Consider the following 14,204-nt stretch of genomic DNA (forward strand, 5'->3'; position numbering starts at 1 on the left):
ATAACACAATGAAAAACAAATGGCTCTTAGCGGCTTTGCTTGCCGGAAATTCTTGGTTTGGAGGGTGGGCTACCGATGTCGACCCTGTTATTATGAGAGTGAATAATAAAGATATTCACAAATCGGAATTTGAGTATATCTATAATAAGAACAGCCAGCAACAAATCGATCATAAATCTCTCGATGAATACGTTACACTATTTAAGAACTACAAGTTGAAAGTTGCCGAGGCCGAAGCTATGGGGATTGATACGACTTCGGCATTTAAAAATGAATTGGCGGGGTATAGAGAAGAGTTGGCTAAACCCTATTTGATCGATGCTTCTGTTGATGACCGTTTGGCACATGAGGCTTATGACCGAATGAAAGAAGATGTGGAGGTAAGCCATATTCTCATAGGATTGAATGCTCGGATTCCTGAGGACCGAGCCGAGGCAAAGAAAAAAGCCGAATCGGTATTGGCTAAAATCAAGGCGGGTGAAGACTTTGGAATGTTGGCAGAGAAATTCAGTGAAGACGGATCGAGGCAGAATAAGGGATATTTAGGATTTATTAGAGGCGGACGTACGGTTTATCCTTTTGAAAAGGCTGCTTTCGCATTACAAGCGGGAGAAGTTTCCGATATAGTGGAAACCCAGTTCGGATATCACATTATAAAAGTACATAGTCGTCGTCCCAATCCGGGAGAGTTTCTATTTTCCCATATCATGATATTGGTGCCTCGTGGTGCTTCTGATGAAGTAAAAGCGCAGAAAGAATCCGAGATACGAGCCATTTATGAAGAATTGAAGTCGGGAGCCGATTTTGCTACGATGGCAAAGGAGCGGTCGGAGGATAAGGCTTCTGCCGTACGAGGTGGAGAATTACCGTGGGTGAGTAGTGGACAATTCGTAAAAGAGTTCGAGGATGCTGCATTTGCTCTTAAAAATAAAGGAGATATTACAGAGCCTGTATTATCTCCCTATGGTTGGCATATCATTAAGTTAATGGACCGGCGGGATATTAAGCCATTTGAACAAATGCGCTCGGAGATTACGCGAATGATGGCACGAGACGAAAGAGGTAGCATGGCTCGTAATGCGATGGTGGCTAAATTGAAAAATGATTATGGCTTTTCTTTGGAAGAATCGCAGCAGGCGAAGTTGATGAAATTGGCTGGCGATTTAGGTAAAGTCGATTCTTCTTATATAGCGGCTATTCATAATGACCAAAGTGTTTTATTCTCATTTGAGAACCATTCATATACAGTGGCCGATTTTGCCTCGTTTTTGTCCAAAGGCCGTGATGTGACGGTCAATGCACCCGATTATGTTTCGACTATGATTGGTTATATGGCCGATATGGAAATATTAGATTTCGAGAAGGCTCATTTGGAAGATAAGTATCCCGATTTTCGCAATTTGATGAATGAATATCGAGACGGCATGTTGCTGTTTGAAATTAGCAATAGGGAAGTTTGGGAAAAAGCATCGAAAGATACCGAGGGCTTGCAGAAGTTTTTCAAGAAAAATAGGAAAAAATACAAATGGGATAAACCTCATTATAAAGGATTTTTGATTCAATGCTGTGATGCGGCTACCGCCGATGGCATAAAGAACCGGATTAAAGAACTCGATGACGATTCTGTAATCGTCGTGTTGAATCGAGAGTTCAATACCGACTCTTTAACAAGAGTAAAAGTGGAACGAGGTTTGTTTGTTGAGGGAGATAATGAAAAAATTGACGAATTGGTATTTAAGGGAGCTCCGGTGAAAGCCGATGAGAAGTTGCCGATAGCTTTTGTGTCTGGTAAACTATTGAAGAAAATGCCGGAAGCGTATACCGATGTGAGAGGACAAGTGACGGCCGATTACCAAACTTACCTTGAAAAAGTTTGGGTGAAGAAACTCAATAAAAAATATCCGGTAGAAATCTATGAAGATGTCCTAAAAACAGTTAATAGGCCGTAGTTGCCATTATTTAGTTGTAATTTAGCGGATATTTATGTAGGTAATATAGATGTATAAAGTCTCGATAATAGTATTATGCGCAGCATTTTCGGCATGCCTTTTTACGGCATGCCGAAGTGGGTTACAGAGCGATGAAAATTCATTGGTACAAGTGGGCGATGAAATACTATCGCGTCAAGAGCTTGCCGATGCCATGCCAGAGGGACTTTCGCGCGCTGATAGTACCGATTTTGCCGACAAGTATATCCGTCGATGGATTTGTGATGTATTATTATATCGAATGGCACAAAAGAATATTCCCGATATAGAACGTATTGATGCATTGGTTGAGAAATACCGACGAGATTTAGTCATATTCGAATATCGTAAGAGATTGGTTAATGAACGGGTGACGAAGTCTTTTGATGAACAAGAAATGCTGGATTATTATGAGCGAAACTCAGAAATGTTTCGTTTGCATGAAGCCATCTTGAAAGGGTTGTTTCTTAAAGTACCGGAGAATACGCCCAATCTTGGACAGTTGAAAAAATGGTATTGTTCTACAAATCCCGATGGAGTAGAAAAGATCGAGAAATATGCTTTGAAAAATGCGGTGATCTATGACTACTTTTATGACAAGTGGATACTGTTTGAAGAAATCGTCAATAATATTCCATACGAGTTTGGAGATGCTGAATCCTTTTTAAAGACACATCATAAGTTGGAATTTAATAAAAACGGATATTGGTATTTACTGAATATTACAGAATATCGTTTGCCGGGAGAAGAAATGCCTTATGATTTTGCTCGGGCTCAAATTCAGGAAATTTTGACAAATAGCAATCGGTTGAACTTTGATCGGGAGCTGGAAGAAAATCTGTATCGGGATGCCGAGAAGTCGGGTGATATAAAGTGGTTGTATAAAGGTGAGAAATCTATTGAAAAAGAGAGTATAAAATAATTGAATTATGTGTAAAGTTACTGATTGGCTTTTATTTTTCTTTATGGCGGTGTCTTTGCCGGCTTTTTCCGATGACAATGTTATCGATGAGGTTGTATGGATAATAGGAGATGAAGCTATTTATAAGTCTGAGGTTGAAGAGCAATATCGACAAATGCAATACGACGGACAACGTATTGATGGCGATCCTTATTGTGTAATACCCGAACAGCTTGCCGTGCAGAAACTTTTTCTGCATCAGGCGAAACTGGATACGATTACAGTTCCTGATGCTACTGTTTTTCAACAAGTAGAGGCTCGTATCAATTATCTGATCGCTAATATCGGGTCGAAGGAAAAAATGGAAGAATACTTTAAAAAGCCGGTAACCGAAATTCGTGAAGAGTTGGCGAATGTTATTCGTGATCAGGGAACCGTACAGGAAGTACAACGAAATTTGGTAAAAGATGTAAAAACCACACCGGCCGAGGTGCGTAAGTTTTATAATCAATTGCCGGCCGACAGTATTCCTTATATTCCCATGCAGGTAGAAGTCCAAATTATTACTTTGAATCCTAAGGTTCCGCAGCAGGAAATAGATAATGTGAAAGCTCGATTGCGTGATTTCAGCGAACAAGTAAATAAAGGCGAGCGGGATTTCTCTACTCTTGCGGTTCTTTATTCCGAAGATCGGGGATCTGCCATGATGGGGGGAGAAATGGGCTTCGTGAGCAAAAGCAATTTGGTGCCGGAGTTTGCCAATGTCGCGTTTAACTTGAATGACCCGAAGAAGGTTTCTAAAATTGTGGAGACCGAATATGGTTACCATATTATACAGTTGATAGAGAAGAGAGGCGACCGTATAAATGTTCGGCATATATTACTTCGTCCGCACGTTTCCGAGAAAGATATATCCGATGCTTTGGTTCGTCTCGATTCGTTGAGGGTAGATTTGATAGATAAGAAAATATCGTTCGATGAAATAACCCAATATGTTTCGCAAGACAAGGATACTCGCAATAACAAGGGACTTATGGTAAACCCTCAAACCGGAAATTCTAAGTTCGAAATGGGACAATTGCCCCAAGATGTGGCTAAGGTGGTTGCCGATTTGAAGGTGGGCGAAATTTCGAAACCGTTTGTCATGACCGACGAACGTAAAAATAAAGAGGTGGTTGCAATCGTAAAGCTGAAAAACAGAATAGATGGACATAAAGCCAATATGTCTGATGATTATCAAACCTTAAAAGCTATTGTAGAGGAAAAGAAGAAGACCGATATATTGAATGAGTGGTTGGCTAAGAAGCAGAGCGAGACATATATCCGCATAAAAGAAGGTTGGCGAAACTGCGAATTTAAGTATGACGGTTGGATAAAGAAATAAGATCGACTCCAATGGGGCATCAAAAAAGAATAAGAGATGAAAAGAGAAGGCATAAAATACTGGTTGGTATTTTATGCCTGCTTACTCTTGGTATGTGGGCGGCATCGGGCACTCCCGAAAAAAAACTTCCTAAACAGGACGATCCCGATAAAGTGTACTTGGTGAATAGTGACGAACTTACTTTCGATAAGGAGCAGAGTGCCGATTATCGAGTATTGAGGGGAAATGTTGTCTTTCGGAAAGATAGTATGTATATGTACTGCGACAGTGCATATTTTTATGAAAAAGACAACTCACTCGATGCATTTAGTAATGTTCGCATGGAGCAGGGCGATACTCTGTTTATTTATGGAGATGTGTTATATTATCGTGGAGATGAGCAGATAGCTCGACTGCGGAATAATGTGCGCATGGAAAACAGAGATGTAACTTTGTTTACCGATAGTTTGAATTATGAGATGATTCCGAATATCGGCTATTATTTCGATGGGGGCAAATTGGTTGATTCTCAGAATGAATTGACTTCTGTATATGGTCAATATTCCCCCGATACCAAACAGTCGGTCTTCAATTTCGATGTGCAGTTGGTGAATGAAAAATATACATTATATTCCGATACGCTCGAATATAATACGCAGACTAAGATTGCCGATATTGTGGGTCCTTCGACTATTGTGTCGGATAGTAATATCATTTATTCGTCGGCGGGTTGGTATAATACCGAAACTGATAAATCGATGCTTTTGGATCGTTCTTTGGTTACGTCGAAAGGACAGAGCCTTACGGGGGATACGATTTTTTACGATAGGAGATCGGGATTCGGCGAAGTGTTCGGTAATATGGTGCTCAACGACTCCATTCGTTCGGTGATTATGGAAGGACAATATGGTTTTTACAATGAAAGAACCGAGTATTCGTTTGCGACAGATTCGGCACGCTTGTTGGAGTTTTCGCGAGGCGATACGTTGTATTTGCATGCCGATACTCTTAAATCTCACTTGGTATTGCCCGATTCCACCCGTCTTTTGCAGGCCTATCATGGTGTGAGATTTTTTAGGATAGATGCGCAGGGAGTTTGTGATTCTATGGAGTTTACGTCGGTAGATTCGCTCCTTCACATGTATAAACTCCCTATCATTTGGAATGAAAATTATCAGATAACCGGAGATACGATTCGTATACACATGAATGACAGTACGGTCGATTGGGCCTTGATTCCCGGGTCTGCTTTTGCTGCACAGCATAAAGATTCTGTTTTTTATGATCAAGTTTCCGGTAAGGAGTTGAAAGCATGGTTTGAGCAAGGGCAGTTGCGTCAAATAGATGTAAATGGCAATGCTCAAACGATTTTCTATCCTCAGGAACGGGATTCGACATTGACAGGGCTGAATAAAGCCGAAAGCGGATTTTTGAGAATGTACTTGAAAAATCAGCAGATGGAGAAGATAATTATTTGGCCTCAACCGCAGGGAAGCATGACTCCGTTGGACTTGATAAAGCCCGAGCAGCTATATTTACCGGCCTATAAATGGTATAGTGATTTGAGGCCGGTAAGCCCCGAAGACATATTTCGAAAACCAGAAGTGAAAATAGAAGTTGTTGAAGAGAAAAAACATCGCTTCAATCATTAAGATTTGGTCGAATTATGAGTGATATCATACATTTATTGCCCGATTCTGTGGCTAATCAAATTGCAGCTGGAGAAGTGATACAACGTCCGGCCTCGGTAATTAAAGAATTGGTGGAGAATGCTGTCGATGCGGGAGCTACGTCTATTCAGATTATTTTGAAAGATGCAGGACGTACTCTTATTCAGGTGATAGACGACGGCAAAGGAATGTCTCCGACCGATGCCCGGTTAGCCTTCGAACGTCATTCGACTTCTAAAATTCGTTCGGCCGACGATTTATTCTCGCTACGTACGATGGGGTTTCGAGGAGAAGCGTTGGCTTCTATCGCCGCTATTTCTCAGGTAGAGCTTCGTACGCGCAGAGTCGACGATGAGGTAGGCACTTGTATACGTATGTCGGCTTCCCAATGTGAAGGGCAGGAGGCGATTTCTACTCCTGTGGGGAGTAATTTTGCGGTAAAAAATATCTTTTTTAATGTGCCAGCACGACGTAAATTTCTTAAATCCAATCAGGTGGAATTGAGCAATATACTCAATGAGTTTGAGCGTATGGCATTGATTAATACTCAGATTAGTTTTATTCTCGTCCATAATGACTCGGAATTGTATAATTTGCCGGCTACCAATTTGAGGCAGCGTATTGTTGCACTTTTTGGTAAGAGTCTTAATCAGCAGTTACTTTCTTTGGGAACGGAAACGTCTTTGGTGAAGATTTCGGGTTATGTGGGGCGTCCCGAAGCTGCTCGCAAAAGAGGAGCATTACAATATTTTTTTGTAAATGGCCGGTATATGCGCCATCCATATTTTCATAAAGCGGTGACGATTTGTTACGAACATTTGATACCGGTCGGTGAAATGCCCAATTACTTTATCAATCTTACGGTCGATCCCGAGACGATTGATGTGAATATCCACCCGACTAAGACCGAAATAAAATTTGAGAACGAGCAGCCCATCTGGCAAATTCTTTCTGCGTCTGTAAAGGAAGCATTGGGAAAATTCAGTACGGCTCCCTCTATCGATTTCGATATGGAAGATGCACCGGAAATTCCAACATCGAAGCCGGGTACACATGTTCTTCCCCCTACGGTTCATGTGGATACGACGTATAATCCTTTTCGAGCAGGAGGTGGCGGTTCTTCTGTGAAGAGACCGAACTATGATTGGCAGCAGCTTTATAGCAGCTTTAACAATACAAAAGAAGGTTCGACCGTTCAGCCCGATTCAGACAACGATTTTCCGTCTAAATTGGATTTCTCTGATGGATATGTTTCTAATTTTTCTAGTGAAGGGGAACAATCGGTTTTTCCTGAGTTCGAGTCGAAACTGAATCAAAGCGGTAGGACTGTGTTGCAGTTGAAAGGGAAATACATTATGACTTCTTCGACTGAGGGGTTAATGGTGATAGATCAACATCGGGCTCATGGCATAATTTTGTTTGAGCGTTTTATGGCGGGAATATCCTCTCGCGAAATGGCTTCGCAACGTGTTTTGTTCCCCGAAATCATGCAATTGACGGTCTCTCAATCAGAAACTTTACATGGAATCTGGGAAGAATTGATAGCACTTGGATTCGATTTAGCCGATATGGGGCAGAATAGCTATTCTATCAATGCGATACCGGCCGGTATAGAAGGGATAGATGTACGAGACCTTATTGGGCAAATGCTTGTAACTGCTTCGGAGAAAGAACATGATGCAAAGGCCTCGTTGCAAAAGCGTATGGCTTGGACTTTGGCCGAGACTGCTGCTGTACCGGTGGGACAGTCTCTTTCTCAGGAAGAAATGTCGTCTATGGTCGATGATTTGTTATCTTTGAAAACACCGGCTTATACGCCCGAAGGCAAATCAGTTTTTATTATCATCTCGTATGACGAGTTGCAGAAACGGTTTAATTGATTGAGTTATGTTGATTTTGTTGTCTCCGGCAAAAACGATGGTAGGGAGTAGTAGAACTACTGTCCCTTTTGTTACCGTTCCGTTATATAAAAATGAGGCCGAGCATATAGCGATGGAAATGGCTGGTTATTCGGTCGAAGAACTGTCGGGTATGCTGGGGATAAATCGTAATTTGGCCTTGCAGACGAAAGAGAGATATAATGTATTTCATTCGCCCGACGTGCATGGATTACCGGCTCTTTTGGCCTATACCGGTATTGTCTTTCGTTACATTTCGCCGGCCGATTTTACCGAGGCCGATTTTGAATATGCTCAGAATCATCTGCGTATGGCATCGGCTTGTTACGGATTGACTCGGCCGCTCGATGTAATAAAACCCTACCGCATGGAATATACTGTTGAATTGCCTTCGATGGGTATTCCTGTTTCGGAATATTGGAAGCCGCTTTTAACCGATAAATTGATTGACGATACAAAAGCGGCTGGTGGAATATTGGTCAATTTGGCGAGCCGTGAAATCCAGCAATCGTTCGATTGGTCTCGAATAAATAAAAGGGTACGAGTAATTACTCCCGAATTTAAAGTATATAAAGGCGACGGGTTTAAGACAATCGTGATATATGCGAAAATGATGAGAGGGGCGATGACTCGTTATATTCTAAAAAACAAAATATCCCACCCCGACGATATTTGTTCTTTCTCGGCAGAGGGCTTCCACTTTTCGCCCGAACATTCGAGAGAAAATAATCCTGTATTTGTCGTTTAATCAGCGTTGTTGTCTTGTTATATAAATAGTTCCGGTTCTTTTCTTGTTTCGCATTTTTCCTTGAAAGCCCGAATAGATAGAAATAATTTCAGTGGATTTATTTTTCTCGCATTTTGAGGACAGACGGCGATACATCTCATGCAAGAGATACATTGGCTTTCGTCCGTCATTCGGGGATTCTCTTGGGGAATAGCGTTAGTGGGGCATAATGCCGCGCATTTCCCGCACTGTGTGCATTTTTTACCGGCACGAGGTTTCAGGGGTACTCCGTTATATATTTTATAATCAGCATTTCCTTTCACTTGTATTTCTGTGAAACTCTCTCCATTTTTCAGTTGCACCAATTTAGTTTTGATTTGTTCTGAAAAATTCTTTAAGATCGTTTCATCGTCAGAATCCGGACGACCTTTGGCATAAACCCTCATGATAGAATGCTCGGCAATACAGGCGATACAAGCAACGGTTTGAAATCCGTTCGATTCTATCGTTGTCTTTAATTCAAGTAAAGCATCGTCGTAATCCCGATTCCCGTAGACGACCACGAGTATAGCCGGGGTGTTATGCCCGGTTATACGTTTCAGTCGATCTATGGCTACGGAAGGAACTCTCCCTCCATACACAGGAACAGCCACTAATAGGGTGTCTTCCCCATTTAGCTCGTAAGAGTTCTGTTGCCGTGTATGGTCGGTAATATCTATTTCTGTAGCCTGAGGGTCTATCTCTTTGCCGATGATATAGGCAGCCTTTCGGGTTCCACCCGTCGGGCTGAAATAAACGATGTGCATTTTTTTATTGTTTGTTTCTACGCTCCTGAACAATGGCATCGAGAACTGCGACAGTCGTTAGGTTGACAATATCTCTCGTCGAACTGGCAATATCGGTGAAGTGAATAGGCTTGTTCAATCCCATTTGTATCGGGCCGATAGACTCTGCCACACCCATTTCCAGCATCATTTTATAAGCCGAGTTCGCCGAACTTAAATTCGGGAAAACAATCGTATTTACTTCTCTCCCTTTCAGCTTGTTGAACGGATACGATTTGTCTCGGAGTTTATTATTGAGGGCAAAGTTCATTTGCATTTCTCCGTCGATGATGATTTCGGGATATTGTTCGTGTAAAATTTTAATGGCTTCGTGTACTCTTAGGGGACTTCCTTGATTATCCGACCCGAAGTTAGAATAGGATACCATAGCGATAACAGGATCTTTGGCAAAAAACCTTACAGAGTCATAGGACAATTTTGCAATGTCGATTAATGTTTCGGTAGTTGGTTTCCGATTGATGAGTGTATCGGCGAGGAATAAGTCCCGCACTTGGTGTTCATGATGTGCATGGCTCCGAAATGTTTGTATCCTTCGCGTATACCGATAACCTCTTTCGCAATCTGTATAGTCTCTGCATACTTGGAGTATGTGCCTGTGATGAAGGCGTCGGCTTCTCCGGCTTCGACCATCATCATACCGAAGTAATTGCGGTCGAACATCTTTTCATGAGCTTCGGCGTAGGTCATGCCCTCGCGTTGTCTCTTTTCTGTAAGAAGCTGTGCGTAGCGGATACGGCGGTCTTCTTCGTTCGGATGCCTCAAATTGATAATTTGCATGCCCGATAAATCTACACCTATGGACTCTGCCAACTTCCCTATTAACTCATCGTTCCCTAATAAAATAGGTTTGCAAATACCCTCTTTCATTGCCGTAGAAGCCGCTTGTAACATATTGGCATGATTGGCTTCGGCAAACACGACACGTTTGGGCTCTTTGCGGGCCATTTCGGTAAATTCCCGTAACATCTTGTTGTCATATCCCATCAGCTTTTTCAGCCGGTCATTGTAGGCATCCCAGTCGGTGATGTGATGCTGGGCGACACCAGAGTCCATCGCTGCTTTGGCGACTGCGGGGGCTACTGCGGTCAATAGTCTGGGGTCGAGAGCTTTGGGGATAATATATTCGGGACCGAACGAAAGTCTCTTTATTCCATAGGCCGAGTTGACAACATCGGGTACAGGTTCTTTGGTTAGTTTGGCAATGGCATACGTAGCGGCCAGTTTCATCTCTTCGTTAATGGCGGTAGCGCGAACATCGAGAGCTCCTCTGAAAATGTAAGGGAATCCCAATACATTATTTATTTGGTTGGGATAGTCCGACCGACCGGTAGCGAATATCAAATCTTTGCGAGAAGCCATTGCTTTATCGTAAGATATTTCGGGATTAGGATTGGCCAATGCGAATACGATGGGCTTTTCATTCATGGATTGTACCATTTCTGTTGTCAAGACATCGGCCACGGAAAGTCCCAGAAAAATATCCGCTCCGCGCATGGCATCGGCTAAGGTCTTTATATCGGTTCGTTCGGTGGCGAATTGCTTTTTTGCCGGCGACAAATCGGTGCGGCTGGTGCTGATGACCCCTTTGCTGTCCACCATGACGATGTTCTCTTTTTTAATGCCCAATCCCATGTATAATTTCGTACAAGAGCTGGCTGCGGCTCCGGCGCCGTTAACGACGAGTTTCGCCTCTTCTATTTTTTTCCCTTGTATATCGAGAGCATTTAAAAGTCCGGCCCCGGAAATAATCGCTGTTCCGTGCTGATCGTCGTGCATAACGGGGATATTTAGTTCCTCTTTTAATCGGGTTTCTATTTCGAAACACTCGGGAGCTTTTATATCTTCCAAATTTATACCTCCGAAAGTGGGGGATATGGCTTTTACTGCGGCAATAAATTTGTCAGGGTCTTTTTCATTGACCTCAATATCGAATACGTCGATACCTGCGAATATCTTGAATAGCAAGCCTTTCCCTTCCATGACGGGCTTTCCGGCCAAAGCACCGATGTCGCCTAAACCCAATACAGCCGTCCCGTTGGAAATGACTGCTACCAAATTACCTTTGGCCGTGTATTCATACGCCTTTTCCGCATCTTGTTCTATTTCGAGACACGGTTCTGCTACTCCCGGAGTATAGGCTAGGGACAGGTCTCGTTGTGTACTATAAGGTTTGGTAGGGATTACTTCTATTTTTCCGGCTTTACCTTCACTGTGATATTTTAAGGCATCTTCTTTTGAAACTTTTGACATAAGTATACTATTTAGTGGTTCGTCTGTTTAATTTGTATTCCTAAAAGTTAAATTACTTTTATTTTGTAAGCATATCGAGTACAAATGTAGCAAATTTATCCCATCTCTTATGTTAAGAAAAACATTTCTTTAAAAATAAAAGTTTTACAAGGGGAATCAGCTCTTTCGATATTCTTTGGGTGATAATCCGATTTGATGTTTAAAATATTTACTGAAAAAAGTTTGCGAGGGAAAGTTCAGTTCATTGCTGATTTGCTGAATCGTCATACTTGAATTTTTGAGTAATCTTTGAGCCTCCAAAATGACATACCTCTTTATCCATTCGCTAGCCGATATGCCGCTATTATTTTTTACGGTTGTAGATAAATATTTGGCTGTAATACATAGCTTGTCGGCATAGAAATTCAACTGTCTATATTTTTTGAAATTTTTTTCTACCAAATCTAAGAATTCGTAGGTAATATAGTCGGCTCTTGTCTTTTCGTTTTTTTTGTAAGAACTTATTTGTTTCCAAACTGTCGAATAGAAAAGTGCTACGGTAAGGTGTTGTATCGATTTTATTCGGAAAGGATTATCAGTATCGGCTATTATCTTTTTTATGTAAGCACAATAGTCCAATAATGCAGTTAAAGTTTCCTGAGATAAATGATGAGATATATTGTCCTGCCGGGGGAACCTTAATAATAAAATTTCATTTTTGGAATACGATGCGATATTGCTGGCGAAGTTTTTGGTAAAAGCAATGCAAATGATATAAAAATCTTCGCTGTTACTATCGTGTTGTAAAATTTGATTGGGATAAATGCTGATTACGCAAGGAGCGATTGCGTTATACTCTATGGAATTTATTTTCCCTTTAACCCAACCTTTCAAGACAATACATAATGTGAATGCTTCTGCTTTGTAAGGATAGTTGAATTTTGATAAATCCGAAATATTATCTTTATTAATCTCTATCAAAGCGAACTCGTTATCGACATGTAAAACATGTTTGTAATGATTGAAGCTCTCGTTGGGAATATCGGTTATGTGAATGGTCATAAATATTTTTATTTTTTCGGAGCAAAAATAGTCTAATTGTCTTGTAAATAATCTTGAATGAGAAAAATAGACCTGAATAGGGGGATAAAAGGACTCATTTGTATGTAAAGATGGATTTATATTTGCAGCCGAAATAAAATCTCTGAAAGAGAATTTGTAATAGAATGAAGGATATAATTTTTATTTATTTTATTTTTTCATTCTTTCCAGCTATTATACAGAGTTTATGCCTAAATTTGTAGCATTCGAAATGTGTTTGAAAAATCCCTGTTTATAGGGGTTATAAAGGTTTTATGTAGGTATTGATTAAATTTATCAATAAGTTGTGTTTAATAATTTTTAATATAAAATTTTAACTCGACTTGGAATATCAACGTTGAAAATAATTTTTGTTGCTTATGAAATTGACTAAAAATTTTATTCAGCCTATCGCAGGTGCGATGCTTTGTATTTTTTTATTTTCCTGTGGAGGAAAAAATGCCCAGAATGGAAGCGGAATGGTTCGCGAATATGCCGTAATGACATTACAGCCCGATTCGATGGAGTGGTATAGCAATTACCCTGCTGCAATTAAGGGTAAGCGGGATATCGAGATACGTCCGAATGTTAGTGGCTTTATTACAGATTTGAGAGTCGATGAGGGGTCTGTCGTAAGAAAAGGTCAAGTTCTTTTCGTTATCGATACAGTCCCGTACAAAGCTGCATTGAAAGTCGCCGAGACTAATGTAGAGGTAGCGAAAGCCAGTACCGAAACCGCTCGCCTTACGGCAGAAAACAAACGGGAGTTGCAGAGACGAGACATCATCAGCGAATATGATTTGCAAATGGCCGAAAACTCTTATGCTTCGGCTAAGGCCCAGTTGGCTCAGGCGGAAGCCCAATTGGTAAATGCCCGTAATAACGATTCCTATACGCGAGTTATCAGTCCGCTCGATGGAGTAGTGGGGGAGATTCCTTTCCGTGTGGGGAGTTTGGTGTCGCCGTCTTCGGCCACTCCGCTTACCACTGTTTCGGATAATTCCGAGATGTATGTTTACTTTTCGATGACCGAGCGGCAAATTTTGGAATTGGTGGCACAATACGGTGCTGAGAATTTTTTGCAAAAACTTCCGACTGTATCGTTGAAACTTTCCGATGGTAGTATATACCCGTTGAAAGGACGGATCGAAACAGTCAGTGGAATTATAGATACGCAGACAGGCTCCTCGAATATGCGTGCTACTTTTGAAAATCCGAATAGGTTGTTGCGTAGCGGAGGTTCGGGCGTTATCATGATTCCTATGAAAAACGACCATGCTATTTTGGTTCCGCAAAAAGCTACTTACGAAATTCAAGATAAGAAATTTGTTTATGTTTTAAATGACGACTCTACGGTGACTTCTACCGAAATAACCATTGCATCGATCGACAACGGAAAAGAGTATATGGTAACTTCGGGATTGAAAGCCGGGGATCGTATCGTGACAGAAGGTGTCAATACTTTGAAGGACGGCATGACTATTAAGGCTGCCGGTTCGCAAAATAATCAATAACAAGAACTTC

Annotated in this window: 9 protein-coding genes and 1 pseudogene; 7 read left to right on the plus strand and 3 right to left on the minus strand. The window is 41.3% G+C overall.

Annotation, left to right across the window (positions count from 1 at the left end; all coding sequences use genetic code 11):
* Nucleotides 1-8: 8 nt before the first annotated feature.
* From HMPREF9448_RS06520 to HMPREF9448_RS06545, 6 genes are read left to right on the plus strand one after another with little or no spacing between them, the layout of a single operon-like run.
* Complete coding sequence (locus HMPREF9448_RS06520; protein WP_008861792.1) at nt 9-1,949, plus strand: peptidylprolyl isomerase; 1,941 nt, start codon at nt 9-11, stop codon at nt 1,947-1,949.
* A gap of 49 nt (nt 1,950-1,998) precedes the next feature.
* Nucleotides 1,999-2,889, plus strand: coding sequence for a peptidylprolyl isomerase (locus HMPREF9448_RS06525; RefSeq protein ID WP_008861793.1), 891 nt, complete (start codon nt 1,999-2,001; stop codon nt 2,887-2,889).
* A 7-nt stretch (nt 2,890-2,896) separates the two neighbouring features.
* Nucleotides 2,897-4,252, plus strand: a complete 1,356-nt coding sequence (locus HMPREF9448_RS06530) for a peptidylprolyl isomerase (RefSeq protein WP_008861794.1) — start codon at nt 2,897-2,899, stop codon at nt 4,250-4,252.
* Nucleotides 4,253-4,263: 11 nt separating this feature from the next.
* A complete protein-coding gene (locus tag HMPREF9448_RS06535; RefSeq protein WP_008861795.1) occupies nt 4,264-5,883 on the plus strand; it encodes an OstA-like protein in 1,620 nt (539 codons plus the stop codon).
* Nucleotides 5,884-5,897: 14 nt separating this feature from the next.
* Nucleotides 5,898-7,781, plus strand: a complete 1,884-nt coding sequence (gene mutL / locus HMPREF9448_RS06540) for a DNA mismatch repair endonuclease MutL (protein WP_008861796.1) — start codon at nt 5,898-5,900, stop codon at nt 7,779-7,781.
* A gap of 7 nt (nt 7,782-7,788) precedes the next feature.
* On the plus strand, nt 7,789-8,547 hold the full coding sequence (locus tag HMPREF9448_RS06545; protein WP_008861797.1) for a YaaA family protein: 759 nt from the start codon (nt 7,789-7,791) through the stop codon (nt 8,545-8,547).
* A gap of 17 nt (nt 8,548-8,564) precedes the next feature.
* Here the strand turns inward: HMPREF9448_RS06545 and HMPREF9448_RS06550 are convergent, their stop codons facing one another.
* The 3 genes and pseudogenes from HMPREF9448_RS06550 to HMPREF9448_RS06560 all read right to left on the minus strand — a co-directional run bounded on the left by HMPREF9448_RS06550 (nt 8,565) and on the right by HMPREF9448_RS06560 (nt 12,662).
* Nucleotides 8,565-9,332: an EFR1 family ferrodoxin gene (locus HMPREF9448_RS06550; RefSeq protein ID WP_008861798.1), complete on the minus strand. Its 768-nt coding sequence runs from the start codon at nt 9,330-9,332 to the stop codon at nt 8,565-8,567.
* A 4-nt stretch (nt 9,333-9,336) separates the two neighbouring features.
* A pseudogene (locus HMPREF9448_RS06555) lies at nt 9,337-11,621 on the minus strand (NADP-dependent malic enzyme).
* Between the two features lie 156 nt (nt 11,622-11,777).
* Nucleotides 11,778-12,662 (minus strand): helix-turn-helix domain-containing protein, encoded by an 885-nt coding sequence (locus HMPREF9448_RS06560; protein WP_008861801.1) that lies wholly within the window; start codon nt 12,660-12,662, stop codon nt 11,778-11,780.
* Between the two features lie 398 nt (nt 12,663-13,060).
* Here HMPREF9448_RS06560 and HMPREF9448_RS06565 point away from each other — a divergent pair, with 398 nt between their 5' ends.
* The gene (locus HMPREF9448_RS06565; protein WP_008861802.1) at nt 13,061-14,194 is read left to right on the plus strand and encodes an efflux RND transporter periplasmic adaptor subunit; all 1,134 of its coding nucleotides are present in this window, start codon (nt 13,061-13,063) and stop codon (nt 14,192-14,194) included.
* Nucleotides 14,195-14,204 lie beyond the last annotated feature (10 nt).

Source organism: Barnesiella intestinihominis YIT 11860 (assembly GCF_000296465.1).
Classification (GTDB): Bacteria; Bacteroidota; Bacteroidia; order Bacteroidales; family Barnesiellaceae; genus Barnesiella; species Barnesiella intestinihominis.

Coding starts and splice junctions, on each gene's coding strand:
- HMPREF9448_RS06520 (WP_008861792.1), top strand. CDS start 9: ATGAAAAACAAATGGCTCTTAGCGGCTTTGCTTGCCGGAAATTCTTGG.
- HMPREF9448_RS06525 (WP_008861793.1), top strand. CDS start 1,999: ATGTATAAAGTCTCGATAATAGTATTATGCGCAGCATTTTCGGCATGC.
- HMPREF9448_RS06530 (WP_008861794.1), top strand. CDS start 2,897: ATGTGTAAAGTTACTGATTGGCTTTTATTTTTCTTTATGGCGGTGTCT.
- HMPREF9448_RS06535 (WP_008861795.1), top strand. CDS start 4,264: ATGGGGCATCAAAAAAGAATAAGAGATGAAAAGAGAAGGCATAAAATA.
- mutL (WP_008861796.1), top strand. CDS start 5,898: ATGAGTGATATCATACATTTATTGCCCGATTCTGTGGCTAATCAAATT.
- HMPREF9448_RS06545 (WP_008861797.1), top strand. CDS start 7,789: ATGTTGATTTTGTTGTCTCCGGCAAAAACGATGGTAGGGAGTAGTAGA.
- HMPREF9448_RS06550 (WP_008861798.1), bottom strand. CDS start 9,332: ATGCACATCGTTTATTTCAGCCCGACGGGTGGAACCCGAAAGGCTGCC.
- HMPREF9448_RS06560 (WP_008861801.1), bottom strand. CDS start 12,662: ATGACCATTCACATAACCGATATTCCCAACGAGAGCTTCAATCATTAC.
- HMPREF9448_RS06565 (WP_008861802.1), top strand. CDS start 13,061: ATGAAATTGACTAAAAATTTTATTCAGCCTATCGCAGGTGCGATGCTT.